General features: G+C 60.7%; 27 protein-coding genes and 1 pseudogene. 23 read left to right on the top strand and 5 right to left on the bottom strand.

The window, feature by feature from the left end; genetic code table 11:
• The first annotated feature begins 126 nt into the window (after positions 1-126).
• The 9 genes and pseudogenes from BM019_RS25650 to BM019_RS25610 all read left to right on the top strand — a co-directional run bounded on the left by BM019_RS25650 (position 127) and on the right by BM019_RS25610 (position 10,449).
• A complete protein-coding gene (locus BM019_RS25650) occupies positions 127-1,125 on the top strand; it encodes a phosphate ABC transporter substrate-binding protein PstS family protein (RefSeq protein WP_092421331.1) in 999 nt (332 codons plus the stop codon).
• Positions 1,126-1,344: 219 nt separating this feature from the next.
• On the top strand, positions 1,345-3,630 hold the full coding sequence (locus BM019_RS25645; RefSeq protein WP_009041368.1) for an ABC transporter permease subunit: 2,286 nt from the start codon (positions 1,345-1,347) through the stop codon (positions 3,628-3,630).
• Between the two features lie 15 nt (positions 3,631-3,645).
• Entirely contained in the window at positions 3,646-5,316 is a 1,671-nt protein-coding gene (gene pstA / locus BM019_RS25640) for a phosphate ABC transporter permease PstA (RefSeq protein ID WP_062824210.1), read from the top strand.
• Between the two features lie 92 nt (positions 5,317-5,408).
• Positions 5,409-6,242, top strand: a complete 834-nt coding sequence (gene pstB / locus BM019_RS25635) for a phosphate ABC transporter ATP-binding protein PstB (protein WP_007928526.1) — start codon at positions 5,409-5,411, stop codon at positions 6,240-6,242.
• Between the two features lie 118 nt (positions 6,243-6,360).
• Positions 6,361-7,122 carry a phosphate signaling complex protein PhoU gene (gene phoU, locus BM019_RS25630; RefSeq protein ID WP_009041366.1) on the top strand — a complete coding sequence of 254 codons (762 nt, stop codon included), beginning with the start codon at positions 6,361-6,363 and terminating at the stop codon, positions 7,120-7,122.
• Positions 7,123-7,289: 167 nt separating this feature from the next.
• Entirely contained in the window at positions 7,290-8,252 is a 963-nt protein-coding gene (locus BM019_RS25625; RefSeq protein WP_087087478.1) for a response regulator, read from the top strand.
• A gap of 596 nt (positions 8,253-8,848) precedes the next feature.
• A pseudogene (locus tag BM019_RS25620) lies at positions 8,849-9,172 on the top strand (type II toxin-antitoxin system RelE/ParE family toxin); the annotation flags it as partial.
• A 4-nt stretch (positions 9,173-9,176) separates the two neighbouring features.
• The gene (locus BM019_RS25615) at positions 9,177-9,491 is read left to right on the top strand and encodes a helix-turn-helix domain-containing protein (RefSeq protein WP_037004383.1); all 315 of its coding nucleotides are present in this window, start codon (positions 9,177-9,179) and stop codon (positions 9,489-9,491) included.
• A 61-nt stretch (positions 9,492-9,552) separates the two neighbouring features.
• The gene (locus BM019_RS25610) at positions 9,553-10,449 is read left to right on the top strand and encodes a peptidoglycan DD-metalloendopeptidase family protein (RefSeq protein ID WP_062824213.1); all 897 of its coding nucleotides are present in this window, start codon (positions 9,553-9,555) and stop codon (positions 10,447-10,449) included.
• A 206-nt stretch (positions 10,450-10,655) separates the two neighbouring features.
• On the opposite strand, the gene BM019_RS25605 is transcribed toward BM019_RS25610, so the two are convergent.
• The 3 genes from BM019_RS25605 to phoB all read right to left on the bottom strand — a co-directional run bounded on the left by BM019_RS25605 (position 10,656) and on the right by phoB (position 14,176).
• Positions 10,656-11,996 carry a hemolysin family protein gene (locus tag BM019_RS25605; protein ID WP_062824214.1) on the bottom strand — a complete coding sequence of 447 codons (1,341 nt, stop codon included), beginning with the start codon at positions 11,994-11,996 and terminating at the stop codon, positions 10,656-10,658.
• Positions 11,997-12,113: 117 nt separating this feature from the next.
• Positions 12,114-13,406, bottom strand: a complete 1,293-nt coding sequence (gene phoR / locus BM019_RS25600; protein ID WP_239691108.1) for a phosphate regulon sensor histidine kinase PhoR — start codon at positions 13,404-13,406, stop codon at positions 12,114-12,116.
• 80 nt (positions 13,407-13,486) lie between these two features.
• Entirely contained in the window at positions 13,487-14,176 is a 690-nt protein-coding gene (phoB, locus tag BM019_RS25595; protein ID WP_007896474.1) for a phosphate regulon transcriptional regulator PhoB, read from the bottom strand.
• A gap of 151 nt (positions 14,177-14,327) precedes the next feature.
• Between phoB and BM019_RS25590 the strand changes: the two genes are divergently transcribed.
• Positions 14,328-14,711, top strand: a complete 384-nt coding sequence (locus BM019_RS25590) for a COG4315 family predicted lipoprotein (RefSeq protein ID WP_092421329.1) — start codon at positions 14,328-14,330, stop codon at positions 14,709-14,711.
• Between the two features lie 75 nt (positions 14,712-14,786).
• On the opposite strand, the gene ubiA is transcribed toward BM019_RS25590, so the two are convergent.
• Entirely contained in the window at positions 14,787-15,677 is an 891-nt protein-coding gene (gene ubiA, locus BM019_RS25585) for a 4-hydroxybenzoate octaprenyltransferase (RefSeq protein WP_009041359.1), read from the bottom strand.
• Positions 15,677-16,240 carry a chorismate--pyruvate lyase family protein gene (locus BM019_RS25580; RefSeq protein ID WP_009041358.1) on the bottom strand — a complete coding sequence of 188 codons (564 nt, stop codon included), beginning with the start codon at positions 16,238-16,240 and terminating at the stop codon, positions 15,677-15,679. Before BM019_RS25580 ends, ubiA begins: the two co-directional genes overlap by 1 nt.
• A 216-nt stretch (positions 16,241-16,456) precedes the next feature.
• Between BM019_RS25580 and BM019_RS25575 the strand changes: the two genes are divergently transcribed.
• The 13 genes from BM019_RS25575 (at position 16,457) to BM019_RS25515 (ending at position 25,867) form a co-directional block, all read left to right on the top strand.
• Positions 16,457-16,624, top strand: a complete 168-nt coding sequence (locus BM019_RS25575; protein ID WP_007930291.1) for a rubredoxin — start codon at positions 16,457-16,459, stop codon at positions 16,622-16,624.
• A gap of 38 nt (positions 16,625-16,662) precedes the next feature.
• Positions 16,663-17,811, top strand: a complete 1,149-nt coding sequence (locus tag BM019_RS25570; protein WP_092421327.1) for an NAD(P)/FAD-dependent oxidoreductase — start codon at positions 16,663-16,665, stop codon at positions 17,809-17,811.
• Between the two features lie 188 nt (positions 17,812-17,999).
• Positions 18,000-18,275 carry an HU family DNA-binding protein gene (locus BM019_RS25565; RefSeq protein ID WP_003213368.1) on the top strand — a complete coding sequence of 92 codons (276 nt, stop codon included), beginning with the start codon at positions 18,000-18,002 and terminating at the stop codon, positions 18,273-18,275.
• Positions 18,276-18,903: 628 nt separating this feature from the next.
• Complete coding sequence (tssA, locus tag BM019_RS25560; RefSeq protein WP_092421325.1) at positions 18,904-20,460, top strand: type VI secretion system protein TssA; 1,557 nt, start codon at positions 18,904-18,906, stop codon at positions 20,458-20,460.
• 33 nt (positions 20,461-20,493) lie between these two features.
• Positions 20,494-20,997: a type VI secretion system contractile sheath small subunit gene (tssB, locus tag BM019_RS25555; protein WP_007930286.1), complete on the top strand. Its 504-nt coding sequence runs from the start codon at positions 20,494-20,496 to the stop codon at positions 20,995-20,997.
• Positions 20,998-21,026: 29 nt separating this feature from the next.
• A complete protein-coding gene (gene tssC / locus BM019_RS25550; protein WP_009051592.1) occupies positions 21,027-22,502 on the top strand; it encodes a type VI secretion system contractile sheath large subunit in 1,476 nt (491 codons plus the stop codon).
• Positions 22,503-22,516: 14 nt separating this feature from the next.
• Positions 22,517-22,924: a type VI secretion system baseplate subunit TssE gene (tssE, locus tag BM019_RS25545; RefSeq protein ID WP_007930282.1), complete on the top strand. Its 408-nt coding sequence runs from the start codon at positions 22,517-22,519 to the stop codon at positions 22,922-22,924.
• 10 nt (positions 22,925-22,934) lie between these two features.
• The gene (locus tag BM019_RS25540; protein WP_009041354.1) at positions 22,935-23,447 is read left to right on the top strand and encodes a PAAR domain-containing protein; all 513 of its coding nucleotides are present in this window, start codon (positions 22,935-22,937) and stop codon (positions 23,445-23,447) included.
• The gene (locus BM019_RS25535) at positions 23,444-24,247 is read left to right on the top strand and encodes a hypothetical protein (protein WP_092421323.1); all 804 of its coding nucleotides are present in this window, start codon (positions 23,444-23,446) and stop codon (positions 24,245-24,247) included. The genes BM019_RS25540 and BM019_RS25535 overlap by 4 nt, the downstream gene beginning before the upstream one ends.
• Positions 24,247-24,453: a hypothetical protein gene (locus BM019_RS25530; protein WP_092421321.1), complete on the top strand. Its 207-nt coding sequence runs from the start codon at positions 24,247-24,249 to the stop codon at positions 24,451-24,453. The genes BM019_RS25535 and BM019_RS25530 overlap by 1 nt, the downstream gene beginning before the upstream one ends.
• A gap of 134 nt (positions 24,454-24,587) precedes the next feature.
• On the top strand, positions 24,588-24,965 hold the full coding sequence (locus BM019_RS25525; protein WP_092421307.1) for a hypothetical protein: 378 nt from the start codon (positions 24,588-24,590) through the stop codon (positions 24,963-24,965).
• A gap of 45 nt (positions 24,966-25,010) precedes the next feature.
• A complete protein-coding gene (locus tag BM019_RS25520; protein ID WP_225970750.1) occupies positions 25,011-25,427 on the top strand; it encodes a hypothetical protein in 417 nt (138 codons plus the stop codon).
• Positions 25,428-25,447: 20 nt separating this feature from the next.
• Positions 25,448-25,867, top strand: a complete 420-nt coding sequence (locus BM019_RS25515; RefSeq protein ID WP_139217392.1) for a hypothetical protein — start codon at positions 25,448-25,450, stop codon at positions 25,865-25,867.
• The last annotated feature ends 23 nt before the right edge of the window (positions 25,868-25,890 follow it).

The following is a 25,890-nucleotide window of genomic DNA, read 5'->3' as shown; positions in this document are numbered from 1 at the left end:
GAAAGGCCAGCCTTCCATCGCGAATGCTGGCCTTTCATCTAATTGTCATATTTCAGCCATAGAGTGTTCACACGGCCTACAGATACTTGGCCCGACTTAACACACCCTATCTGCTAGGAGTAAGGCATGAAACTGAAGCGTTTGATGGCGGCAATGACTTTTGTCGCTGCTGGCGTTGCGACTGCCCACGCGGTTGCCGCTGTTGACCCTGCTATCCCGAGCTACACCAAGACCACTGGTGTGTCGGGCAACCTGTCCAGCGTCGGCTCCGATACCCTGGCCAACCTCATGACCCTGTGGGCCGAGCACTACAAAAAAGAATACCCGAACGTAAACATCCAGATTCAGGCCGCTGGCTCCGCCACCGCGCCACCTGCGCTGACCGAAGGCACCTCCAACCTGGGCCCGATGAGCCGCAAGATGAAGGACACCGAACTGGCTGCCTTCGAGCAGAAGTACGGCTACAAGCCAACCGCTATCCCGGTTGCCGTGGACGCCCTGGCCGTGTTCGTGCACAAGGACAACCCGATCCAGCACCTGACCATGGAACAGGTTGACGCGGTCTTCTCGTCGACCCGCCTGTGCGGCGCCAAGGCCGACGTCAAGACCTGGGGCGACCTGGGCGTGACCGGCGACCTGGCCAACAAGCCGGTCCAGCTGTTCGGTCGTAACTCGGTATCCGGCACCTACGGCTACTTCAAGGAAGAAGCCCTGTGCAAAGGCGACTACAAGCCTAACGTCAACGAACAGCCTGGTTCGGCTTCGGTGGTCCAGTCCATCAGCTCCTCGCTGAACGGCATCGGCTACTCGGGCATCGGCTACAAGACCGCCAGCGTGAAGACCGTGGCCCTGGCCAAGAAAGGCAGCAGCGAATTCATCGAAGACACCGAAGAAAACGCCCTGAACGGCAAGTACCCGCTGTCGCGCTTCCTGTACGTGTACATCAACAAGGCCCCGAACAAGCCTCTGGCCCCGCTGGAAGCCGAGTTCGTGAAACTGGTTCTGTCGAAACAGGGTCAGGAAGTGGTAGTGAAAGACGGCTACATCCCACTGCCAGCCAAAGTCGCCGCCAAGGCACTGGCTGACCTGGGCCTGCAGGAAGGCGCTGCAGTCGTAAAAAAGTAACACCCTAGGTCCGGGCCTGTCCCGGACCCTGTAGGAGCGAGCTTGCTCGCGACATGATGGCGAGGCCAACGCAGCATCTGTGTCTGGCGGCTCCCATCGCGAGCGAGCTCGCTCCTACACCCCCCAATTTTCGATCCGCTGCCAGCTCTGCTCCGCGGCGGATTTGTTGCGTCACTGCATTGTCATCTTTCTGTCATACAGGATCGCTAGGGTGTGCGCATGAATGATCTGGCCAACTCCACCATGACTCCGACTTCTCCCCCCAAGCGCATTGACTTCAATACGCCTGAGCTGCAACGCAAGCGCCGCATTCGCGCGCTGAAAGATCGCCTGACCCGCTGGTACGTCCTCGTCGGCGGTCTGGCCGTGCTGGCCGCGATCACCTTGATCTTCTTCTTCCTCGCCTATGTCGTGCTGCCCCTGTTCCAGGGCGCCGACCTGACCGCCAAGGACCCGCTGACGCCAGCCTGGATGCAGGACGCCGGCAAGCCGCTGATGTTCTCCCTGGAAGAGCAGAACCAGGTCGGTATGCGGGTTTCCGACAAGGGCCAGGCACTGTTCTTCGACATCGACAACGGTGCCGAGCTGCGCCGCGTCGACCTGCCGATTCCGGCCGGCACCACCGTGACCGCCATCGGCAAGGATCAGCCGGGCAGCCCGCTGGTGGTGGTTGGTCTGTCCAACGGCCAGGCGCTGGTGTTCCGTCACACCTATAAGGTCAGCTACCCGGAAGGCAAGAAAACCATCTCGCCGGCCATCGAATACCCTTATGGCGAAACCCCGATCGTGCTGAACGAGCAGGGCGGTGCCCTGGAGCACGTCAACCTCAACGCCACCGATTCGGCGCTGGTGGTGGCCGGTTCCAGCGGCGCGCAACTGCACGTGCTGCAGCTGACCCGCGAAGAAAACATGATGACCGGCGAGGTCACCAGCGAGCAGAACCGCATCGAGCTGCCGCAGATGACCGAACCGGTCAAGGCCATGTACATCGACCCGCGCCAGCAGTGGCTGTACGTGATCAACGGGCGTGCCCAGGCCGACGTGTTCAGCCTGCGCGACAAGAGCCTCAACGGTCGCTACAAACTGCTGGAGGATGCCGATGCCGAAGTGACGGCCAGCACCCAGCTGGTGGGCGGTATCTCGCTGATCATCGGCACTTCCAAGGGCGGCCTGGCCCAGTGGTTCATGGCCCGCGACCCGGACGGCGAACTGCGCCTGAAGCAGATCCGTACCTTCCAGATGGGCACCACGCCGATCATCGAAATCACCGCCGAAGAGCGCCGCAAGGGCTTCGTCGCCCTGGACGCCTCGGGCAAGCTCGGCGTGTTCCACAGCACCGCGCACCGCACTCTGCTGGTGGACCAGGTGGTCGAGGGCGAAGGCCTGTTCGGCCTGTCGCCACGGGCCAACCGGGTGATCGTCGAAGCCGGCGGCAAGCTGCAACCGCTGGTGCTCGACAACCCGCACCCGGAAGTGTCCTGGAGCGCGCTGTGGAGCAAGGTCTGGTACGAGAACTACGACGAGCCGAAATACGTCTGGCAATCGACCGCGGCCAACACCGACTTCGAACCCAAGCTGAGCCTTTCGCCACTGACCTTCGGTACGTTGAAGGCAGCGTTCTACGCGATGCTGCTGGCGGCGCCGCTGGCGGTGGCCGCGGCGATCTACACCGCTTACTTCATGGCTCCGGGCATGCGCCGCAAGGTCAAGCCGGTGATCGAGCTGATGGAAGCGATGCCGACGGTGATCCTCGGCTTCTTCGCCGGCCTGTTCCTCGCGCCTTACGTCGAAGGCCATCTGCCGGGCATCTTCAGCCTGCTGATGCTGCTGCCGATCGGCATCCTGGTGGCCGGTTTCGTCTTCAGCCGCCTGCCTGAGTCGGTGCGCCTCAAGGTGCCGGATGGCTGGGAAAGCGCGATCCTGATCCCGGTGATCATCCTGGTGGGCTGGTTCTCGCTGTACATGAGCCCGTTCATGGAGAACTGGTTCTTCGGCGGCGACATGCGCATGTGGATCTCCCATGACCTGGGCATCACCTACGACCAGCGCAACGCCCTGGTGGTCGGTCTGGCCATGGGTTTTGCGGTGATCCCGAACATCTACTCGATCGCCGAAGACGCCGTGTTCAGCGTGCCGCGCGGCCTGACCCTGGGTTCCCTGGCCCTGGGCGCCACGCCGTGGCAGACCATGACCCGCGTGGTGATCCTCACCGCCAGCCCGGGCATTTTCTCGGCGCTGATGATCGGCATGGGCCGCGCGGTCGGCGAAACCATGATCGTGCTGATGGCCACCGGCAACACCCCGGTCATGGAAATGAACCTGTTCGAAGGCCTGCGCACCCTGGCGGCCAACGTCGCGGTGGAAATGCCGGAGTCGGAAGTCGGCGGCAGCCACTACCGCGTGCTGTTCCTCTCGGCGCTGGTGCTGCTGCTGTTCACCTTCGTCATGAACACCCTCGCCGAGCTGATCCGTCAGCGTCTGCGCAAGAAATACTCGTCGCTTTAAGAAAGGTAGAAGTCTGTGAAACAGAACTCCCTGAATGGATGGTTCAAGAGCGGCGCCCCGGGCGTCTGGATCAGCGGTGGCGCGGTGTCCATCGCGGTCATCATGACTATCGGCCTGTTGGCGGTGATCGCCGTGCGCGGTCTGGGCCACTTCTGGCCGGCGGACCTGGTGCATGCCCACTACGACGTGCCGGGCCAGGCCAACCACCTGGTCATCGGCGAAGTGGTCCAGAAAGAAGAAGTGCCGCGGGCACGCCTCAAGAGCGCCGGCCTGCCGGTGCCGGACGAAGGCCCCGAGTTCATGACCCGCGAGCTGATCAAGGTCGGCAACCGTGACCTGAACGGCAACGACTTCACCTGGATCGTCGGCGACTGGCTGACCAACCAGACCACGCCGCCGGAGCTGATGGCCATCGAGCGGCGCGAGTGGGGCAACTTCTACGGCTACCTGGTCAACGTCAAGCAGGATGGCAAGGTCATCGCCGAAGGCGAAGCGGCCTGGCCGGAACTGCAGGCGCGGATCGAGCGAGTGAACAAGCTGGCGGCCCAGCTCAAGACCCTGGAGAAAGTCGACATCGGCGCGATCAACGCCGGTCTTGAGCGCATCCGCCTGCACGGTCGCAAGCTGGAACTGGACGGCAAGCTCGATGCCGCCGCCCAGGCCGACATGGAAAGCGAACGCGCCGAGCTGAACGCCCGTTACCAGGACGTCGAGGCCCGCCTGAGCGACCTGCACGCGCAGTTCAACCGTGACAGCCTCACCGCCCGCGACGCCAACGGCAAAGAGATCGAGATCAGCCTGGGCAAGGTGGTGCACGCCTACCAGCCGAACGGCATGGGCACCTTCACCAAGCTGGGCTTCTACTTCAGCAAGGTCTGGGAGTTCCTCAGCGACGACCCGCGTGAAGCCAACACCGAGGGCGGTATCTTCCCGGCGATCTTCGGTACCGTGATGATGACCCTGATCATGGCGATGATCGTCACCCCGTTCGGCGTGCTGGCCGCGGTGTACCTGCGCGAATACGCCAAGCAGAACACCCTGACCCGGGTGATCCGCATCGCGGTGAACAACCTGGCGGGCGTGCCGGCCATCGTCTACGGCGTCTTCGGCCTGGGTTTCTTCGTCTATGTGTTGGGCGGTTCCCTCGACCGCTTGTTCTTCCCCGAAGCGCTGCCGGCGCCGACCTTCGGTACCCCGGGCCTGCTCTGGGCTTCCCTGACCCTGGCGCTGCTGGCGGTGCCAGTGGTGATCGTGGCCACCGAGGAAGGCCTGGCGCGGATTCCCCGCACCGTGCGTGAAGGTTCCCTGGCCCTGGGCGCGACCAAGGCGGAAACCCTGTGGAAGATCGTGCTGCCAATGGCCAGTCCGGCGATGATGACCGGCATGATCCTCGCGGTGGCCCGCGCCGCCGGTGAAGTGGCACCGCTGATGCTGGTGGGTGTGGTGAAACTGGCGCCGTCGCTGCCGGTGGACGGCAACTACCCGTACCTGCATCTGGACCAGAAGATCATGCACCTGGGCTTCCATATCTATGACGTCGGCTTCCAGAGCCCGAACGTCGAGGCCGCGCGGCCGCTGGTGTACGCCACGGCGCTGCTGCTGGTGCTGGTGATCGCGACGCTCAACCTGTCGGCAGTGTGGATTCGTAACCACCTGCGCGAGAAATACAAGGCGCTGGATAGCTAAAGCCATTAGCCACAAGCGGCAAGCCACAAGCCGCTTTTGCTCAAACTTGCAGCTTGCAGCTAGAAGCTTGCAGCTACGAACGGAGTGAGATCATGCAACAAGAAGCACATACCCACGGCATCAACATGTCGGCCCTGGGCCGCGACAAGCAGAGCCTGAACCTGGACCAGGAAACCGTGGCCATCGAAGTCCCGGGCCTGAGCCTGTTCTACGGTGAGAAGCAGGCGCTGTTCGACGTCAGCATGAACATTCCGAAGCAGCGCGTGACTGCCTTCATCGGCCCGTCCGGCTGCGGCAAGTCGACCCTGCTGCGTACCTTCAACCGGATGAACGACCTGGTGGACGGCTGCCGCGTGGAAGGCGAGATCAACCTCTACGGCAACAACATCTACCGCAAGGGCGAAGACGTCGCCGAGCTGCGCCGCCGCGTGGGCATGGTGTTCCAGAAGCCCAACCCGTTCCCGAAAACCATCTACGAGAACGTGGTCTACGGCCTGCGCATCCAGGGCATCAACAAGAAGCGCATCCTCGACGAAGCCGTCGAGTGGGCCCTCAAGGGCGCGGCGCTGTGGGACGAGGTCAAGGATCGCCTGCATGAATCGGCACTCGGCCTGTCCGGTGGTCAGCAGCAGCGTCTGGTGATCGCCCGCACCATCGCCGTGGAACCGGAAGTGCTGCTGCTCGACGAACCGTGCTCGGCGCTCGATCCGATCTCCACCTTGAAGGTCGAAGAGCTGATCTACGAACTGAAATCGAAGTTCACCATTGTGATCGTGACCCACAACATGCAACAGGCCGCGCGTGTCTCCGACTACACGGCGTTCATGTACATGGGCAAACTGGTGGAATTCGGCGACACCGATACGCTGTTCACCAATCCGGCGAAGAAGCAGACCGAAGACTACATCACCGGTCGTTACGGCTAGGAAGCAGCTGCAAGCCGCAAGCTTCAAGCGGCAAGACAGAAATGGTGCGGTACCGGATCAATATTTAACTGCTTGAAGCTTGCAGCTTGAAGCTTGCAACTTTCGCGGAGTGAACAAGATGATTTCGAAGGAAGGCCTTACTCACCACATCTCCCAGCAGTTCAACGCCGAGCTCGAGGAGGTGCGCAGCCACCTCCTGGCGATGGGCGGGCTGGTCGAGAAACAAGTCAACGACGCCGTCACCGCGCTGATCGAAGCCGACTCGGGGCTCGCCCAGCAGGTGCGCGAGATCGACGACCAGATCAACCAGATGGAACGCAACATCGACGAAGAATGCCTGCGCATTCTCGCCCGTCGCCAGCCGGCGGCTTCCGACCTGCGCCTGATCATCAGCATCTCCAAGTCGGTGATCGACCTGGAGCGCATCGGCGACGAATCGACCAAGATCGCCCGTCGCGCCATCCAGCTGTGCGAAGAAGGCGAAGCCCCGCGCGGCTACGTGGAAGTGCGGCATATCGGCGACCAGGTGCGCAACATGGTCCGCGATGCGCTGGATGCTTTTGCCCGCTTCGACGCCGACCTGGCGCTGTCGGTGGCCCAGTACGACAAGATCATCGACCGCGAGTACAAGACCGCGCTGCGCGAGCTGGCCACCTACATGATGGAAGATCCGCGCTCGATCTCGCGCGTTCTGAGCATCATCTGGGTCTTGCGCTCCCTGGAGCGGATCGGCGACCACGCGCGCAACATCTCGGAGCTGGTGATTTACCTGGTGCGCGGCACCGATGTGCGCCATCTGGGCCTGAAGCGGATGAAGGAAGAAGTTGAAGGCACCAGTGCCGAAACCGCTAATGTTCCGGGTGAAGCTGACGATAAGTAAGGTTGCCCGAGAGAAGCGCCCGGCCCTTTGGCCGGGCGTTTTCGTTTGCGGGAAGCGAACTTGAAAAGCAGCGCCCGCGAACGAAAAGTCCTGGCGTGACTGAAGAGTTTTGGCAAAGTGCCATCAGTAAAGCGTTATGCTAGCCGGGATTTTTAAAGGGGTGGTCGATGAGTAAGGTAAGTGTGTTGGTGGTGGATGACGCTTCGTTCATTCGTGACCTGGTGAAGAAATGTCTGCGCAACTACTTCCCTGGCATCAAGATCGAGGACGCCATCAACGGCCGTAAAGCCCAGGCCCTGCTGGCCCGTGAAGCCTTCGACCTGGTCCTGTGCGACTGGGAAATGCCGGAAATGTCCGGCCTGGAGCTGCTGACCTGGTGCCGCGGCCAGGAGGCGATGAAGGCCATGCCGTTCATCATGGTCACCAGTCGCGGCGACAAGGAGAACGTGGTGCAGGCGATCCAGGCCGGCGTCTCCGGCTACGTCAGCAAGCCATTCACCAACGAGCAGCTGCTGACCAAGGTCAAGCAGGCGCTGAACAAGGTCGGCAAGCTCGACACCCTGATGAACAGCGCGCCGACCAAGATGAACTCGGCGTTCGGCAATGACTCCCTGAGTGCCCTGACCGGCGGCAAGGCCGAAGTCATCGGCGCCGCGCCGACGGCTGCGGCGGTCAATCCGTTTGCCAAGCCTGCCGTGGTGTCCGCTCCTGCTCCCGCCGCAGCCCCGTCTCGTGGGTTGCTCAACAGTCCGCCGGTGAAGGCGCCGGCTCCTGCCGCCGCTGCGTCTGCTGGTGGTCGTGGCCAGGGCCAGTTGCGCTTGCCCAGCGGTACCCAGCAGTGCGTGATCAAGGCGCTGAGTATCAAGGAGGCGCTGTTGGTGGTGAAGCGCACCGATACGCTGCCGCAGGTACTGGACAGCGCCGTGCTGGACCTGGAGCAGGGCGACAATGCCGAAGTGGCGCGTTTGAACGGCTACCTGCATGCGGTGGTGGCCTATGAGCCGAAGCCGGACAGCGAGTGGTTGCAACTGACTTTCCGCTTCGTCGACCAGGATGCGCAGAAGCTCGACTACATCTCCCGCCTGATCGCCCGCGGCACGGCGCAGAAACACTTCGTCCCCGGCGCCTGACGGGTTCCTGCCCGCTGTTTCGCGGGCAGCCACGTTTCCATAGGAGCGAGGCTTGCCCGCGATGACGTCCGTCCTGACGGCGCACTTTCCGGACGGCTGGCCCCGACCCTGTAGCCGCTGCCGCAGGCTGCGATAAGGCCGAAGGCCTTCAGCGATCTCAAAACCTTACGCCCCCTTCGGCACGGAATACCGACCAATCGATCGCAGCCTTCGGCAGCGGCTACAACATCCCCATACCAGTGCCAGTCCGCGTTTGAATGCGGCGCGAAACCTGCTGCAAACACTTTCCTGTACCACGCTTCTGCACGCTGATGAGGGTGATCTGGGGCGTGTCACTCAGGCGCTGTATCTGTTGCTGGATGATGGTTGTGATGTGTTGCAGGCGGCGCAGTGCAAGGCGTTGGGGGAGGGGGCAGTGGTTTGATGCCGTGTGTCCGATTCTCGGTTTTTCAGGTTGATTTATATCTGTACTGATATAGGTTGTGGTCTGTGCTTTTGGCTTTTCTTGTGCCTGGCCACGCTTTGAAACAACCCGGTCGCGCGCTGTGGCGGTCGGGTTGTTTAACCTCTCTGGGGTCAGTAACGGGAGAGGTTCGATGCCTAGGCACAAGGATGTGGTGTTTGTCGGGAGCGCGCTTCGGGATCTCCGGGCTTTTCCGCTGGATGCGCGAAGGGCCGCGGGCTTTCAGCTGGATCTGTTGCAGCAGGGCGAGCCGCCCTATGACTGCCGGTCGATGAAAACCGTGGGGCCGGGGGTGTTCGAAATCAGGATCAATGAGGATTCAGGGGCGTTTCGGGTGTTTTACGTGGCCAACCGGCCCGCGGCCATTTATGTGCTGCACGCCATGCGCAAGACCACCCGCAAGACCGAAGCGCGGGACATCGAGCTGGCTCGGGCCAGACTTCAGGAGATAAGTGCACGCCATGACCGATCACATGCATACCGAGCGTTTCGCCAGTGTCTGGGACGCGCTCGAAGGTTCGCCCCAGGAAGCCGCCAATATGCGCCTGCGCTCCAAGCTCATGCTGGAGCTGGGCAAGACCATCAAGGCCTGGGGGGTTTCGCAGAAGGAGGCCGCCAGGCGGCTCAATATCACCCAGCCGCGGCTCAACGACGTGCTCAGCGGCAAGATCAACAAGTTTTCCCTGGATGCGCTGGTCAACCTCTCCGACGCCGCGCACCTGGGAGTCGATATCAGTTTCAGTCCGTCGGCAATGGAACCTCTGGTGCAGGGTTGATTCATACAAAGTCCACGTCGGGCTGCTAGCCTGACTTCAGGCTTTCCTCAGAATCTTGCCCATGTTCATGCACCTGCTATTTTCCTGCGGTCTGTTGCTGGCTGCCACCTCGGCCATGGCCATGACCATCTACAAGTCCACCGACGCCAACGGCGTGGTGTCCTACAGCGACCGTCCGTCGCCGGGCGCCCAAGTGTTCGTGTTTCGCGATCGCATGGTCGAGCACTTGGAACGCCAGGTGCGTCTGGACGTCGAGAAGAGCTGGGGTATGGACAGCGTCTTTGTGCGTAACGACCTGTATGCGCCGGTGGAGATCGAGCTGGGGTTTACCGGCCTGAAGAATATCCGCAGTGCCCCCAGGCAGCCGATTCGCCGGGTCCTGCCGGCCCGCAGCCGACAGCGCCTGGCGCAGCTCACGGCCATGCAGGCGGGCAAGCCGCTGATCTATGTCCCGCAGTTTCGTTACTCCCTGGGCGACCCTGCGGGCGCCGCCCAGACCTATCGTTACCCGCTGCCCTGGCGTGGTGGCCCCTTTCGCCTGACCCAGGGCGCCAACGGCCGGTACAGCCATTTCGGCCCCAAGAGCCGCTATGCCATGGACATCGCCATGCCCGAGGGCACGCCGATCATCGCGGCGCGTGGCGGGGTGGTGGTGAAGACCGAGAATCGCCAGAGCGGGCGCGGCACCGACCCTTCCGGCAATTTCGTGCGGGTGTTGCACAACGACGGCACCATGGGGGTGTACCTGCACCTCAAGCGCGGCTCGGTAAAGGTGCGTGAAGGCCAGCAGGTCGTGGTGGGCAGCCCGCTGGCACTGTCGGGCAACACCGGCAACAGCAGCGGCCCGCACCTGCACTTCGTGGTGCAGCGCAATACGGGGCTGGGGCTGGTGTCGATTCCCTATCAGTTCAACCAGCCCATCGGCAGCCTGCCGAACTTCGCGCTGGGCAAAAAGTAGCCATGTAGCCGCTGCCGAAGGCTGCGATAAGGCCGCAGGCCTTCAGCGATCTCTAGATCCTGCGCCCGCTTCGTCGGAGTGCCGCCCAGGTCGATCGCAGCCTTCGGCAGCGGCTACAGGGTGATCGGCGGAGTAGGTGATAATCGGGGGAGAGGGATCGCGAGCAATCGAGCGTCGATTACTCGCGATGGGGGCTCAGGCCTTGCTCAATCGAGCATCAACACCTTGGCCAGGACGATTTTCGGGCCTTTCATCTTCTTGATGATGATGCGCAGGCCTTCGACTTCCATGACCTCTTCTTCTTCCGGTACCCGTTTCAGGGTCTCGTAGACCAGGCCGGCGAGGGTTTCGGCCTCGATATGGTCCAGGTCGATGCCCAGCAGGCGTTCCACCTTGAACAGCGGGGTATCGCCGCGCACCAGCAACTTGCCAGGCTGGTAGGCGAGGATGCCGCGCTCGGCCTTGCGGTGTTCGTCCTGGATATCGCCGACCAGCACTTCCAGCACGTCTTCCATGGTCAGGTAGCCGATGATCTTGCCGTCGGCTTCTTCCACCAGGGCGAAGTGCGAACCGCCTTTACGGAACTGTTCCAGCAGCTGCGACAGCGGCATGTGCCGGGAAACGCGCTCCAGCGGGCGGGTCAGCTCGGCCAGGTTGAACGATTCGGGGATGTGGTCCAGCGCCGCCAGTTCCAGCAGCAGGTCCTTGATGTGCAGCAGGCCGACGAATTCGTTGTGCTCGCTGTCGTAGACCGGGTAGCGGCTGAACTTGTGGCGGCGGAACAGGGCGAGGATCTGCTTCAGCGGCGCGTTGAACTCCACGCTGATCAGGTCTTCCCGGGAGTTGGCCCAGTCCACCACTTCCAGCTCGCCCATTTCCACGGCCGAGGCCAGTACGCGCATGCCCTGGTCGCTAGGGTCCTGGCCTCGGCTGGAGTGCAGGATCAGCTTCAGTTCTTCGCGGCTGTAGTGGTGCTCGTGATGCGGGCCGGGCTCGCCCTGGCCGGCGATGCGCAGGATGGTGTTGGCGCTGGCGTTGAGCAGGTAGATCGCCGGGTACATCAGCCAGTAGAACAGGTACAGCGGCACCGCCGTCCACAGCGACAACAGCTCGGGCTTGCGGATGGCCCAGGACTTGGGCGCCAGCTCGCCGACCACGATGTGCAGGTAGGAAATGATGAAGAAGGCGGTAAAGAACGACACGCCCTTGACCACTTCCGCCGAATCCACGCCCACGGCGCTGAGCAGCGGCGCCAGCAAATGCGCGAAGGCCGGCTCACCGACCCAGCCCAGGCCGAGGGAAGCCAGGGTGATCCCCAGTTGGCACGCGGAAAGGTAGGCATCCAGCTGGCTGTGGACGGTGCGCAGGATCTGCCCGCGCCAGCCGTTCTTGTGGGCGATGGCCTCGACCCGGGTCGAGCGCAGTTTGACCATGGCGAACTCGGCGGCTACGAAAAAGCCGTTGAGCAGAACCAGGAGCAGTGCAAAAAGAATCATGCCGAAGTCGGCGAAAAGAGACGCGAGGGTAAAACCAGGGGAAGGGTCCATGATGGAGTTTTGCGGGTTCCGTGTATTCGAATAAAGAGAGAAATGCGCGGCGCAATAGCCGGCGCAAGCCAGCCAATGTAGCGGCTGGCAGGGCGATTGCCTAGTGGCGCGTGGCTGTCACCGCTGGTCGGTCAGGGTGTCGGTACGCAATCTTTTCACCTGGGCCGGGGCGAAATGGCAGGTAAAAGTGCTGCCGTGGCCCGGTACGCTGCTGATCTCCAGGCGCGCCCGATGGCGCAGCAGCACATGCTTGACGATGGCCAGGCCCAGGCCGGTGCCGCCAGTGTTGGAGTTGCGGCTGGAGTCGACCCGGTAGAAGCGTTCGGTCAGGCGCGGCAAGTGCTTGCTGTCGATGCCGATCCCCGAGTCCTGCACGCTCAAGTGCGCGCCTTGCTCGTCGCCCCACCAGCGGATGCGGATGTTGCCCTCGGCCGGGGTGTATTTCACGGCGTTGAACACCAGGTTGGAAAAGGCGCTGCGCAGTTCCGCCTCGCTGCCCTTGAGCAGGACCTGCGCGTCGGCTTCCAGGGTGATGCGCTGGTTGCGCTCCCCGGACAGCGCCTGGGCATCGCTCTTGATTGACTGCAGCAGCACGTCGATCGGCACCGGCTGGTTGTCCGACGGGTAGTCGGTGGCTTCCAGCTTGGCCAACAGCAGCAGGTCGTTGAGCAGGGTCTGCATGCGCCCGCCTTGCTGCTGCATCTGCTGCAGGGCGCGGCTCCAACGTGGGTTCACTTCCTCGACGTTGTCGAGCAGGGTTTCCAGGTAGCCGCAGATCACCGTCAGCGGTGTGCGCAACTCGTGGGAGACGTTGGCGATGAAGTCCTTGCGCATCTGTTCCAGCTGGTGGATGCGGGTCACGTCGCGCACCAGCATCAGGTGTTCGTTGTTGCCGTAGCGGGTGATGTACAGCTGGATGCGGACCCGGTCGTTGGTCGGCGAGGGGATTTCCAGCGGCTCGTTGTAATTGTCCTGCTCGAAATATTCCTTGAAGCGCGGATGGCGCACCAGGTTGGTCACCGGCTGGCCGCTGTCCTGTGGAGTCTTCAGGCCCAGCAGGGTTTCCGCCGCGCGGTTCCACCATTCCAGGTTGCCGTCGCTGTCGAGCATGATCACCGCGTCTTTCAGCGCCGCGGTGGACTCCTGGACCCGGTCGATCACGGCTTGCAGGCGCCCGCGCACCCGTTGGTCGCGGCGTTGCAGGTGGTAGATGCTGTCGAACACCTCGCCCCACAGGCCGTAGCCATCGGGCGGTGCTTCATCGGGTTGGTGCAGGCGCAGCCATTCGTGCAGGCGCAGCAGTTGCTTGAGGGTCCAGGCCAGGTAGATCCCCAGGCCGATGGCCAGGCTCCAGCCGTAGTAACCGCTGATCAGGCCCACCAGCAGGCAGCCGGTGACCAACAGCAGCATGTGGCGAATCAGGGTGCCATGCCAGTTCTGGTTCACTTAACACGCGTCCTTGTAAGCGTCTGGCGAATAAGGGGCCGGCTTCAGGCCTTGGTGGAAAAACGGTAGCCGGTGCCGCGCACGGTTTGTACCAGATTCTCGTAGGCATCGCCCAAGGCTTTGCGCAGGCGGCGGATATGCACGTCGACGGTACGCTCTTCGACATAGACGTTGCCGCCCCAGACCTGGTCCAGCAACTGGCCACGGGTGTAGGCGCGCTCCTGGTGGGTCATGAAAAATTGCAGCAGGCGGTATTCGGTCGGGCCCATCTCGGCCGGTTTGCCGTCGATGGTCACGCGGTGGCTGATCGGGTCCAGCAGCAGGCCGCCGACTTCGATCGGTGCCTCGCCGTCGGTCGGACCAGCGCGGCGCAGCACGGCCTTGAGGCGCGCGACCAGCTCGCGAGGGGAGAATGGCTTGGTGATGTAGTCGTCGGCGCCGACTTCCAGGCCCTGGATCTTGTTGTCCTCTTCGCCCTTGGCGGTGAGCATGATGATCGGGATGTCCCCGGTCAGCTCATCGCGTTTCAGGCGCCGCGCCAGTTCGATGCCGGAGGTGCCGGGCAGCATCCAGTCGAGCAGGATCAGGTCGGGCTTGCGGTCGACGATGATGGCATGGGCCTGCTGGGAGTTCTCCGCCTCCAGGCAGTCGTAGCCGGCCATTTCCAACGCAACGGCGATCATTTCGCGAATGGGCGCTTCGTCGTCAACGATCAGAATGCTCCTGCCAACCATGCTTAATCCTCTTGTCATTTAACTGTCTTGCGCCGCATTAGATAACGGAATTATTGCAGTCGTGTGACAGTATTTTAGGTGCTGGTGCGAGGGCTGCATTCGTGGACTAAGCTTTGGGTCCGAATCCTGACAACCACCAAAGAAGGTTTCCATGACTCAATACACGCAATCCTGGAAAGCCCTGTTGCTGAGCGCTGCGCTGGCCCTGCCGGGGCTGGCGTTCGCTGCGGAACCGGCGATGACCAAAGACGGTATGTTCGTCGATCACAAGGGCATGACCTTGTACACCTTTGCCAAGGACAGCGGCGGCAAGTCCATGTGCAACGACAAGTGCGCCGCCAACTGGCCGCCGCTGATGGCCGCCAGCGGCGACAAGGCGATGGGCGAGTGGACCGTCATCAAGCGTGATGATGGCTCCATGCAGTGGGCCTACGACGGCAAGCCGCTGTACACCTTCGTGATGGACAAGAAAGCCGGTGACATGACCGGCGACGGCAAGATGGATGGCGCCTGGAAAGTAGCCAAGCCTGATTGATCGTAGTGTTTCTTCGCGGGCCAGCCTCGCTCCTACAGAAACGGTAGGTGTGAGGCTGGCCTGCGATAACGGTCCTCAGCGAACGGCGTAATCCACGACTATCCCCAGGAAAATCGCCAATCCCGCCCAGTGGTTATGCAAGAAGGCCTTGAAGCACTTCATCCGGTCGCGATCGCGGGTGTACCAGAACTCCCAGGCAAAACACCCGGCTGCCACCAGCAGGCCCAGGTGGAACCAGATACCCAACTCGAAACGCGCGCCCGCCAGCAGCAGGCACACCAGCGCCAGGCCCTGCAGGGTCAGGATGATCACCCGGTCGGCGTCGCCGAACAGGATCGCGGTGGATTTCACCCCGATCTTCAGGTCGTCGTCGCGGTCGGTCATCGCGTAATAGGTGTCATAACCCACGGTCCACAGCAGGTTGGCGATGTACAGCAGCCAGGCGGTGGCCGGCAGCTCGCCGGTCTCGGCGGTAAAGGCCATCGGGATGCCCCAGGAGAACGCCGCGCCCAGCACCACTTGCGGGTAATAGGTGTAGCGCTTCATGAAGGGGTAGCTGGCCGCCAGGGCCAGGCCGCCCAGCGACAGCCAGATGGTCGCCGCGTTGGTGCACAGCACCAGCAGGAAGCTGATGAACATCAGCACGGCGAAGAACACCAGGGCTTCCCTGGAGCTGATCTTGCCGCTGACCAGCGGGCGCTGTTCGGTGCGCTTCACATGGCCGTCGACCTTGCGGTCGGCCCAGTCGTTGATCACGCAGCCGCCGGCCCGGGTGAGGGTTACGCCAAGGACGAAAATCACGATATTGGCCAGCGAAGGCGAGCCTTTGCCGGCAATCCACAGGGCCCAGAGGGTCGGCCAGAGCAGCAGGTAGATGCCGATCGGCTTGTCCATGCGGGTCAGCTGGATAAAGTCCCAGGCGCGCGGATTCAGGCGGTTGAGGGATTTGAGCAGGCTCTGATACATCAGCGGTTCTCCGGCTGGGCGCTGACGGCGCTCCACAGGGACGGCAGGAAGATTTCGGCGACCAGCACGCTCAGGGCCGCGCGATCGAAGCGCGAACGGCGGGCCCAGAGGTCGTCGGCCTGCACCTCGTCGGGCAGCCACGGGCGAGGGTAATGGCAGACCTCGATGGGGCGGCGCTGAAAGGCCTGGTCACAGAACAGCAGTTCGCCCAGCGAGCGGCTACCCAGTTCGTCCATGTTCAGCCCGCCGTCCTGCAGGGCGCTGCGGGCCGCCACGCTGCGGGCGAATACCCACGCCTGGCCGTGACCGCGCAGATACACCTCGCGTACCCAGCCCTGGCTGCCTGGCTGCAGGTCCAGCGCGGCGCATTCGTCGGCGCGCAGGGGCTGCCAGCCCTCGACCAGCGGCGTCACGCTGAAGCCGTCGTTGGAGAGACGGGTCAGGCGCCGGGTCAGCGAACCTTCATCGAACAGCCAGTCGAGGGTCTGTGCGTCGGGGAGGGGCGTCAGCCGGCTTTGCGAGAGCCAGTCCGGGGTGGAAAATGCAGAGATTGAGTGCGGCACAGTGGGTCATTATTGGCAGCAAATGAGGCCGCGAGCTTAGCATGGCGCCAGGCGATTTTGCCGCAATGGAGCGGCCGCCCGCAGCGAACGTGCTTGCATCCGTCGGTGCTCATCAGTACAAAACGCGCTGGGCCGGACGCGCCCCCTGGCGTCATCCAGAGTCGATTCATCGACCATCCCGCCGGCAACAGCCTGAGAACCTGAGGAAACGCGTAAATGAAAAAGTGGCAATGTGTGGTCTGTGGCCTGATCTACAACGAGGCCGATGGCTGGCCGGACGACGGAATCTTGCCCGGTACCCGCTGGGAAGACGTGCCTGAAGACTGGCTCTGCCCGGATTGCGGCGTCGGCAAAATGGATTTCGAAATGATCGAAATCGGCTGATCACACCCTGTGATCCCCTGAACCTGAAGGAGTAAGGAATGAACGCACCTGTCGTCATCGTGGGCACCGGGCTGGCCGGCTACAACCTGGCCCGGGAGTTTCGCAAGCTCGATAGCGAAACGCCGCTGCTGCTGATCACCGCGGATGATGGGCGTTCCTATTCCAAGCCGATGCTTTCCACCGGTTTTGGCAAGAACAAGGAAGCCGACGGCCTGAGCATGGCCGAACCCGGCGCCATGGCCGAGCAGTTGAAGGCCGAGGTGCGCACCCATACTCGCATCAGCGGCATCGACCCTGGCCACAAGCGCCTGTGGATTGGCGAAGAAGCGGTGAACTATCGCGACCTGATCCTCGCCTGGGGCGCGGAAACCGTACGCGTACCGGTGGAGGGAGATGCCGGCGAACTGATCTTCCCGATCAACGACCTGGAAGACTACGCGCGCTTTCGCGCGGCCGCGGCCGGCAAGCGCCGGGTGTTGCTGCTGGGCGCCGGCCTGATCGGCTGCGAGTTCGCCAACGACCTGATCCTCGGCGGTTATGCAGTGGACCTCGTAGCGCCTTGCGAGCAGGTCATGCCGACGCTGCTGCACCCTGCGGCCGCCGCCGCGGTACAGGCCGGGCTGGAAAGCCTGGGCGCGCGCTTCCACCTGGGGCCGGTGCTCAATCGCTTGCAGCGCACGGCGGATGGCCTGGAGGCGCATCTGTCCGATGGTGAGGTGATTGCCTGCGACCTGGTGGTGTCGGCGATCGGCCTGCGTCCGCGTATCGACCTGGCCGCCGCCGCGGGGTTGATGGTCAACCGTGGAGTGGTGGTGGACCGGCATCTCAAGACGTCCCATGCCAACATTTATGCTTTGGGCGACTGCGCTGAGGTCGATGGGCTGAATCTGTTGTACGTCATGCCCCTGATGAGCTGTGCGCGAGCGCTGGCGCAGACCCTGGCGGGCAACCCGACGGCAGTCAGCTATGGCCCGATGCCGATCACCGTGAAAACCCCTGTCTGCCCGCTGGTGGTTTCGCCACCGCCACGCGGTCTGGAAGGCGCGTGGACGGTCGAAGGGCAGGGCGCCGACATCAAGGCGCTGTGCCGCGATGCCAGCGGCAAACTGCTGGGTTATGCGCTGACCGGGGCCGCGGTCATGGACAAACTGGCCCTGAACAAAGAGCTTCCCGGCTTGTTGGCCTAAATACCGGTCGTTCTGTCGGAATAATCATGTGTTTGCCACTACAAAGGTCGCGCAGAGACTGGCGCCACTCCTAACTGCGTGCCATCCTCACACCCGTCTGCCGCAGAGTAGAGCCTGCGGCGCCTTGGGCGCTGTTCCGGAAGAACAGCACGGACATAACAACAAAAAACCGTCAAAGAGGCTTCACTATGCGTAAACCAGAACTCGCCGCTGCAATTGCTGAAAAAGCGGATCTGACCAAAGAACAAGCCAACCGCGTTCTCAATGCTGTTCTCGAAGAAATCACCGGCGCCCTGCATCGCAAAGACAGCGTCACCCTGGTAGGTTTTGGAACCTTCCTGCAGCGTCACCGTGGCGCCCGTACCGGTAAGAACCCGCAAACCGGTGAGCCGGTGAAGATCAAGGCCAGCAACACCGTAGCCTTCAAGCCAGGCAAATCGCTGAAAGACAGCGTCAATCCATAACTGTTACAAACTCCCTCGATAGCAGGGAGAACCGTATTGAAAAATGGGCAAGCCGATAATTCGGATGCCCATTTTTTATGGATGGTTGTTCGGCATATAAAGAATGGGAATGCATACAGCAAGTTTCGCGAGCAACTACATCTGTATTACTCAGAAAACATACAGACTGTTTGATGGCAAACTATCGTCTTGAATGCCATCATATTGGTGGCACTTTACAAAGTTAGGGGCGTTCGCGACTGCACTCTTTCATAAAAGTTCAGAATTAGGATTTATTTCCGTACCCGGCAATTTCGATTCTGCCTGGCATTACCCTTAATCATTGAATCGCTCTCTGGTTTATATCGCGCAAGGCTCTGGCCCGCGGCTTCTGGTGTTGCTGGTTGGAATAGGGATTCAGCTGGTTGTCTAGGGGGAAACCCTGCCAAATATAAGGCAATCTCTTACGAACAGCCGATGACAGTTCGTCTTGTCGTTTGAAGGGATGCTTGCTAGTGGCCATCATACTGATTACGATGCGCGCTCTTGAAAGAGCAGGCTCAATTGGATGAGTACTCTCTTCGATACTGTCCAGCCCGCGAAAAAAGTCTCGCGTGCGTATAGACCGTAATCTCAAAAAAGGCCATGGATGTCCTACTCAAGTAAACTTTCTGCCCATTACCTCGAACTCGCCAAAGCCTCTGTTTCCAAAGAGAGTTTTGCGGGCGAGGACGTTCGCTTCTCCAGCGAATACGAGGCGCTGGAAAGTGAGCTGGGCAAAGCCCAATCCATGCACGAAAGCGGTCAGATCGACTGGCTGAAAATCCTCGAAAACAGTGAAGCGCTGCTGCGTACCCAGTCCAAGGATCTGCGGGTGGCCGCCTGGCTCACCTGGGCCTTGTATCAGCGTGAATCCTTCCCTGGCCTGCTGGCCGGCCTTGGTCTTCTGCAGCACCTGTGCGAACAGCATTGGGCGCAGATTCACCCCGCCAAACTGCGCACCCGGGCTGCCGCCATCGGCTGGCTGGTGCCGCGTCTCGAGCAGGTGCTGGGCGAAAACATCGCGATCAAGGAGCAACTGCCGCTGTTCCGCCGCCTGGTGGAACACCTGGAAGGACTCGACGCCGCGCTCACCGAGCATCTGGGTGACAACGCGCCCTTGCTGCTGCCGATCTGCCGGCGGCTGTCGACCATGGTCCAGCGCGCCGCCGACAACCAGCCGGAACCCGGCGCCGTGGGCGCGGTGGTGGCCCAGGTCAAGCAGGCCGCGACACAGCTGTTCACGCCTGGCGCGCCGATCGACAACGAGAAGGAAGCGCAGAAGGCCCTGCGTGCGATGCAGGAAAACGCCCGCCCGCTGAGCGCCTGGTGGCTCAAGCAAAAGGCCACTGACGTACGCGCCCTGCGCCTGAACCGCACCATGCTGTGGTTGCCCATCGATGCCGTCCCGGAGCGCAACGCCGAGCAGATCACTGCGTTGCGCGGGCTGCCGGCCGACAAGCTCAAGACCTATCAGGAGCGTTTTGCCAATGGGCAATACGCCGACCTGTTGGTGGAGCTCGAAGCCAGCCTGGCCAGGGCGCCGTTCTGGTTCGACGGCCAGCGCATGGTCTGGGAATGCCTGCAGGGGCTGAACGCCGACCAGGCGATGCGCGAAGTGGAGTTTCACTTCGCGCTCCTGTTGCAGCGCCTGCCGGGGGTGGTCGAGTTGCGTTTCCACGACGGCGCGCCTTTCGCCGACCCGGCCACCCGCAGCTGGATCAGCGCTCACGTCATGCCCCATCTGCAAAGCGCCAGCGCGCCGCGCAAGGTCGAAGCGACCGCCAGCCAGCCGGCCTGGGAAGAAGCCCTCGAAGAGGTCTTACCGATCCTGCGCAAGGACGGCCTTAAGGCCGCCGTGCAGATCCTCAAGCAAGGCCTGCAGAACGCCCATGGCGGGCGGGTGAGGTTTTTCTGGCAGTTCAGCCTGGCGCGGCTGTGCTTCATGGCCAAGAAATACGAGCTGGCCAAGACCCAGCTCGAAACCCTCGATCAAGAATTACTGAGCTCGGGCCTGCATGCCTGGGAGCCGGATCTTGCGTTGGAAGTGCTGCACCTCCTGCATAGCTGCTGTGAGTTGTTGCCGCAGAACCACGCAGTGCGAGAACGCAAGGAAGAGATTTATCGCAGGCTGTGCCACCTCGACCTCGAAGTGGTACTCGAATAGGCCCCAGGGCCAACAACCGCAAGGAGAAAAGCCATGGCCAAAGAAGGCTCGGTAGCCCCCAAGGAACGCATCAACGTCACCTTCAAACCCGCCACCGGCGGTGCTCAGGAAGAGATTGAACTGCCGTTGAAGCTACTGGCAATCGGTGATTACACCCAGCGCGTGGACGAGCGCAAAGTGGAAGACCGCAAGCCGATCAGCATCGACAAAATGACGTTCGACGAAGTGCTGGCCAAGCAGGAGCTGAGCCTGACGCTGAGCGTGCCTAACCGTCTTCAGGAAGAGGGCGACACCGAAGAGCTGGCGGTCAAGCTGCGCGTCAACTCGATGAAGGACTTCAACCCGGCCAGCCTGGTCGAGCAAGTGCCTGAGCTGAAAAAACTGATGGAACTGCGCGACGCGCTGGTGGCCCTCAAGGGTCCGCTGGGTAACGCCCCTGCATTCCGTAAAGCCATCGAAGGCGTACTCGCCGACGACGAATCGCGCGGTCGTGTACTCGGTGAGCTGGGCCTGAACGCCGCAGCCACCGAAGCCTGAGTCTCTATCAGTCAAGGAAGCCAAACACTATGAGCACTAGTGCAGCACAACAGAAAAGCAACGAGAACGGCGAGTACAGCATTCTCGACAGCATCATCGCCGAAACCCGCCTGACTCCGGACGACGAAGCCTACGACATCGCCAAGCGCGGCGTGTCGGCCTTCATCGAAGAGCTGCTCAAGCCTCAGAACGATGGCGAGCCAGTCAAGAAGGCCATGGTTGACCGCATGATCGCCGAGATCGATGCCAAGCTCAGCCGCCAGATGGACGAAATCCTCCACCACGAAGACTTCCAGTCCCTGGAATCGGCCTGGCGTGGCCTGCAGTTGCTGGTCGACCGCACCAACTTCCGCGAAAACATCAAGATCGAAATCCTCAACGTCTCCAAGCAGGACCTGCTGGACGACTTCGAAGATTCGCCGGAAGTGATGCAGTCTGGCCTGTACAAGCACATCTACACCGCTGAATACGGCCAGTTCGGTGGCCAGCCGGTGGGCGCGATCATCGCCAACTACTTCATGTCGCCAAGCTCGCCAGACGTGAAGCTGATGCAGTACGTGTCCAGCGTTGCCTGCATGTCCCACGCGCCGTTCATCGCCGCGGCCGGTCCGAAATTCTTCGGCCTGGAAAGCTTCACCGGCCTGCCGGACCTCAAGGATCTGAAAGATCACTTCGAAGGCCCGCAATTCGCCAAATGGCAGAGCTTCCGCCAGTCGGAAGACTCGCGCTACATCGGCCTGACCGTACCGCGCTTCCTGCTGCGCAACCCGTACGATCCGGAAGAGAACCCGGTCAAATCCTTCGTCTACAAGGAAACCGTTGCCAACAGCCACGAGCACTACCTGTGGGGCAACACCGCGTACGCCTTCGGTACCAAGCTGACCGACAGCTTCGCCAAGTTCCGCTGGTGCCCGAACATCATCGGTCCGCAGAGTGGTGGCGCGGTAGAAGACCTGCCGCTGCACCACTTCGAAAGCATGGGCGAGATCGAAACCAAGATCCCGACCGAGGTACTGGTCAGCGACCGTCGTGAATACGAACTGGCCGAGGAAGGCTTCATCTCCCTGACCATGCGCAAAGGCAGCGACAACGCGGCGTTCTTCTCCGCCAGCTCGGTGCAGAAGCCGAAGTTCTTCGGCATCAGCGCCGAAGGCAAGGCCGCGGAGCTGAACTACAAGCTCGGCACCCAGCTGCCGTACATGATGATCGTCAACCGCCTGGCTCACTACCTCAAAGTGCTGCAGCGCGAGCAACTCGGTTCGTGGAAAGAGCGTACCGACCTCGAGCTGGAACTCAACAAGTGGATCCGCCAGTACGTCGCCGACCAGGAAAACCCGAGCGCCGAAGTGCGTGGCCGTCGTCCGCTGCGCGCTGCGCAGATCATCGTCAGCGATGTGGAAGGTGAGCCGGGCTGGTACCGCGTCAGCCTGAACGTGCGCCCGCACTTCAAGTACATGGGTGCCGATTTCACCCTGTCGCTGGTTGGCAAGCTGGACAAAGAGTAACCAGGAGCTAGGTCATGACCGGATACGGCAGCCTTTTCGAACGCCTGAGTGGCGAGGCCGACAAACGTGTCGGCTGGAGCCGCGAGGTTTCCGCCATGGCGTCGGTGGCTGCCCATCTGGGCAAGATGCTCAGCACCCGTGCGGGCAGCGTGCAGACGCTGTCCGATTACGGGTTGCCCGATCTCAACGACATGCGCCTGAGCCTGCACGACGCGCTGAGCCAGGCCCGCCTGGCCATCGAAAGCTTCATCGAAGCCTACGAACCGCGTCTGAGCAACGTGCGTGTCGTTTCCCTGCCGCGTGATCACGACCAGCTCAAGCTGGCTTTCAATATCGAAGGCCTGCTTGAGGTGGACGGGTTCAAGCGCCAGGTCAGTTTTTCCGCGCGCCTGGATGGCAGCGGTCAGGTCAAGGTCAGTTAAGGAGACGAGTATGTCAGGCAAACCCGCAGCACGCGTCAGCGACCCCACCGCCTGCCCGCTCCCCGGCCACGCAACCAACCCGATCGCCGCCGGTTCCGGCGATGTGTTTTTCGACGGCCTCGCGGCCGCCCGCCAGGGCGATGCCTCGGCCTGTGGCGGTGCGATGTCCGGCGGCCTGGCGACTACCGTGCTGATCAACGGCAAGCCGGCGGCCACGGTTGATTCGGTCGGGACTCATGGAAATATCGTTATCGGTGGGTCGGGAACGGTGATTATCGGCAATTCGCATTCGGCGGCGCCGTTTGTTCCACCGACTCCATTGATGCTTTTCTCGCATTGTCAGCATGTTGTGATGGAGGACCAGGATGGAAATCCACTTCAGGATATTCCTTACCTGATTACAACTGCCAAAGGCGAAGTTATTTCCGGGCAAAGTGATGCTATGGGTAGAACTCAGCTTATAGGAGGTAAGGAAGGAGAAACCTTCGACTTCCACGCAGCCATTGATGGAGTATCGGCGTGAGTGCGGAAGTGCTATCTACTTTAATGGCTCGATCTATTGCCTTGACTCCAAAGGCAGAGCCAACACCAAAGAAAGTTACCTACAAGGTGTTTTGGAAAACGACAGCTCTTTGGACTGACGTGGATATTGCTGCTTATCATGATGAAGCACCATTGATTGCAGAGAAACTAATCAGTGAACAGTATTGGGATAAGAACGGGGCGATAAGCAATAATAAATTCACATGTGAAGACTTTGCTCTAAGGATGCTCTGCGAGTTTTCAGCTAAGAGAGGACTTCCCGTTAAACTGAAAACGGGTGTTAGAGTCTATAGAAATATGGAGAATTATAACGCTGCTGAACATGATCGCTATGCTTCAAATATGTATGGCTTCTCAGAAATGGTCATGTTGACTTACGGCGCTCCAGATATGCAAAAGACGGGTGAGAATACCTTGCCCGTAGCAGCGGCAGAAAACTTGATGCCAGGCGATATTCTTGCTCAGGCTCTAGATCGCCCAGGAGATATTGCGCACCATATTCAAGTCGTGGTCGGAGTAAGTGCCACAAGAATTGATATAAGGCAGGGAGATACAGGTGGTTGGAGCACCCGCCCTTATACAACCTTCAAAAGAATGATTGGTTCTAATATGGCTGATCCTCAGAATGATGGATATGCAGGCCTGGCGATTGGAAAAGGATTTTACGAAAAAAAGCCGGTTGGGTGGAGCTTTCATAATTTGGTTAGAAACTCGACGCGTGAAGATTTTCTGAAAATCTTCCAACTCTACCGCTGGAATTTCATGGGGTTCAATAAGTGATGGATCTTAAAGGTTATTTGGCGGTGTTGGCGGATAGTGACCTGTTTGGTGTTTTGGCAATAGTCTGTTTTTTTGTGGCGATTAGTGGCCTGTTTGCTGGTGTTAGAAATTCTAAGTGGCATAGGATTTTAGCTTTTTTGTGTCTGATGTCTATTCCGTTGCTTGAGGTGGTTGGTAGCTACTTCGCTAATTTGCCCCCGGCCTGAATGCTGATTTTGGGTGGGCTGAATGAATATGGAAGGCTACTTTACAGGGTTGTTTGATAATGACTGTTTCGGGATTCTGGCGCTTATTTGTTTTGTGGTTAGCGGACAGGCCAAGGTCAGTTAAGGAGGCGACGATGTCAGGTAAATCCACAGCCGGTGTCGGCGACCCGACACCGGCCTGCTCTGGACGGTCAATCATCGAGAGCTTGCAAAGCGGCTTTATGACGAAGGGCTTCGTTGAAATGATGCGATATTTCGTTATCTTCATTTCTCTTGTCATGCTGTCTCTGAGCTTTATCGAACCCAAAGCCCCGTGGAGAATTAGTTTCAACTTTATGGGCTTGTTGCTCCCTCAGGTGGCGTATACATTTTTTTTCGTGGTTTGTATTTTTCTTTACTTTCCGATGATAGTTGTCGGTCTTTATTATTTTGTAAAAAGTGCAGTTCGTTTGGTCAGGTTTCGAGATCTCAGGGGTGGGTTCGAGCCGGTTCGGCGATTGGGTTGTTTATGAGATTTTCTAAATTCCAACCTTGTCGCTGCAATCAATGGGTGTCCCGTGAATTGTTCTAACGGGCCGGTGCCAGCCATCGCTGCACCCTCGATGGGGGGCAAGGCGTTGCGACTCCTCAACGCATTCCTTTGCTCGATCGGAGTGCTGGCGATCCTGGTGCTGTGTGCGCTGCTGTTTACCTGGCAGCGAGATACCCAGCCAAAACTGTTCGCTCATCCCAATGCGCTGTGGGTTGGCGCGGAGGATGGTGGTGTGTTCGTCGAAATCGCCAAGGCCGAGGCGCCGGATTATTACGTCGAGATCCGGCACGAGAATGGGGACATCTGGGCTGAAGGCTGGATTCGGTACGACGGCAAAGATGGCTTTCCGCTGAGTGCCGCGGCCATCACCGGGTTTGATGGCGAGGCGCTTTATCTACAGACCAGCGTTGCGATTACCTCTGAAAAAGCGGGGGCGCAGTAATCATGGGAGAGAGGGATTGCATGCTCAGTGCAGGCCGCCGTCGCTTGCTTGTCACAGCCCTCTGGATTCCGCTGGCCGTTCTCCTGCTCATGCTGCTGGACGAGTGTCTGAGAGGCACCCCTTTGACCATCGAGTTGTTCGAGACCTATGCGTTGAGCATGGGCATTGTGGCGTACATCGCCTTTGCCCTTCTGGAAATGCGCCTACTGCGTGGCAAGAGCGAGAAACAAATACTCGCGCGGGTCTGGCTCGGGCCGTTGCTGTTCATCCCTTTTTACGCCGCTTCGTGGATGCTTTTCCGGTTGGCAAAAATGCTTGGCGGTGATGCCAGTGACGTTGCACCGATGTTGGGTTGGCTGGTTTTCATTCCGTGTGTGCTCATCGTGGGCTACGTGGTTTCCGGGCTGACGGTTGCGCTCTACAGGACGGTTTATTCATGAGATTCAATACCAGGCAGGTAACC

Source organism: Pseudomonas sp. NFPP07, assembly GCF_900115645.1.
GTDB lineage: Bacteria > Pseudomonadota > Gammaproteobacteria > Pseudomonadales > Pseudomonadaceae > Aquipseudomonas > Aquipseudomonas chlororaphis.
This window is presented reverse-complemented; position numbering and strand designations above follow the sequence as displayed.

Coding starts and splice junctions, on each gene's coding strand:
- BM019_RS25650 (WP_092421331.1), top strand. CDS start 127: ATGAAACTGAAGCGTTTGATGGCGGCAATGACTTTTGTCGCTGCTGGC.
- BM019_RS25645 (WP_009041368.1), top strand. CDS start 1,345: ATGAATGATCTGGCCAACTCCACCATGACTCCGACTTCTCCCCCCAAG.
- pstB (WP_007928526.1), top strand. CDS start 5,409: ATGCAACAAGAAGCACATACCCACGGCATCAACATGTCGGCCCTGGGC.
- phoU (WP_009041366.1), top strand. CDS start 6,361: ATGATTTCGAAGGAAGGCCTTACTCACCACATCTCCCAGCAGTTCAAC.
- BM019_RS25625 (WP_087087478.1), top strand. CDS start 7,290: ATGAGTAAGGTAAGTGTGTTGGTGGTGGATGACGCTTCGTTCATTCGT.
- BM019_RS25615 (WP_037004383.1), top strand. CDS start 9,177: ATGACCGATCACATGCATACCGAGCGTTTCGCCAGTGTCTGGGACGCG.
- BM019_RS25610 (WP_062824213.1), top strand. CDS start 9,553: ATGTTCATGCACCTGCTATTTTCCTGCGGTCTGTTGCTGGCTGCCACC.
- BM019_RS25605 (WP_062824214.1), bottom strand. CDS start 11,996: ATGGACCCTTCCCCTGGTTTTACCCTCGCGTCTCTTTTCGCCGACTTC.
- phoR (WP_239691108.1), bottom strand. CDS start 13,406: ATGCTGCTGTTGGTCACCGGCTGCCTGCTGGTGGGCCTGATCAGCGGT.
- phoB (WP_007896474.1), bottom strand. CDS start 14,176: ATGGTTGGCAGGAGCATTCTGATCGTTGACGACGAAGCGCCCATTCGC.
- BM019_RS25590 (WP_092421329.1), top strand. CDS start 14,328: ATGACTCAATACACGCAATCCTGGAAAGCCCTGTTGCTGAGCGCTGCG.
- ubiA (WP_009041359.1), bottom strand. CDS start 15,677: ATGTATCAGAGCCTGCTCAAATCCCTCAACCGCCTGAATCCGCGCGCC.
- BM019_RS25575 (WP_007930291.1), top strand. CDS start 16,457: ATGAAAAAGTGGCAATGTGTGGTCTGTGGCCTGATCTACAACGAGGCC.
- BM019_RS25570 (WP_092421327.1), top strand. CDS start 16,663: ATGAACGCACCTGTCGTCATCGTGGGCACCGGGCTGGCCGGCTACAAC.
- BM019_RS25565 (WP_003213368.1), top strand. CDS start 18,000: ATGCGTAAACCAGAACTCGCCGCTGCAATTGCTGAAAAAGCGGATCTG.
- tssA (WP_092421325.1), top strand. CDS start 18,904: ATGTCCTACTCAAGTAAACTTTCTGCCCATTACCTCGAACTCGCCAAA.
- tssB (WP_007930286.1), top strand. CDS start 20,494: ATGGCCAAAGAAGGCTCGGTAGCCCCCAAGGAACGCATCAACGTCACC.
- tssC (WP_009051592.1), top strand. CDS start 21,027: ATGAGCACTAGTGCAGCACAACAGAAAAGCAACGAGAACGGCGAGTAC.
- tssE (WP_007930282.1), top strand. CDS start 22,517: ATGACCGGATACGGCAGCCTTTTCGAACGCCTGAGTGGCGAGGCCGAC.
- BM019_RS25540 (WP_009041354.1), top strand. CDS start 22,935: ATGTCAGGCAAACCCGCAGCACGCGTCAGCGACCCCACCGCCTGCCCG.
- BM019_RS25530 (WP_092421321.1), top strand. CDS start 24,247: ATGGATCTTAAAGGTTATTTGGCGGTGTTGGCGGATAGTGACCTGTTT.
- BM019_RS25525 (WP_092421307.1), top strand. CDS start 24,588: ATGTCAGGTAAATCCACAGCCGGTGTCGGCGACCCGACACCGGCCTGC.
- BM019_RS25515 (WP_139217392.1), top strand. CDS start 25,448: ATGCTCAGTGCAGGCCGCCGTCGCTTGCTTGTCACAGCCCTCTGGATT.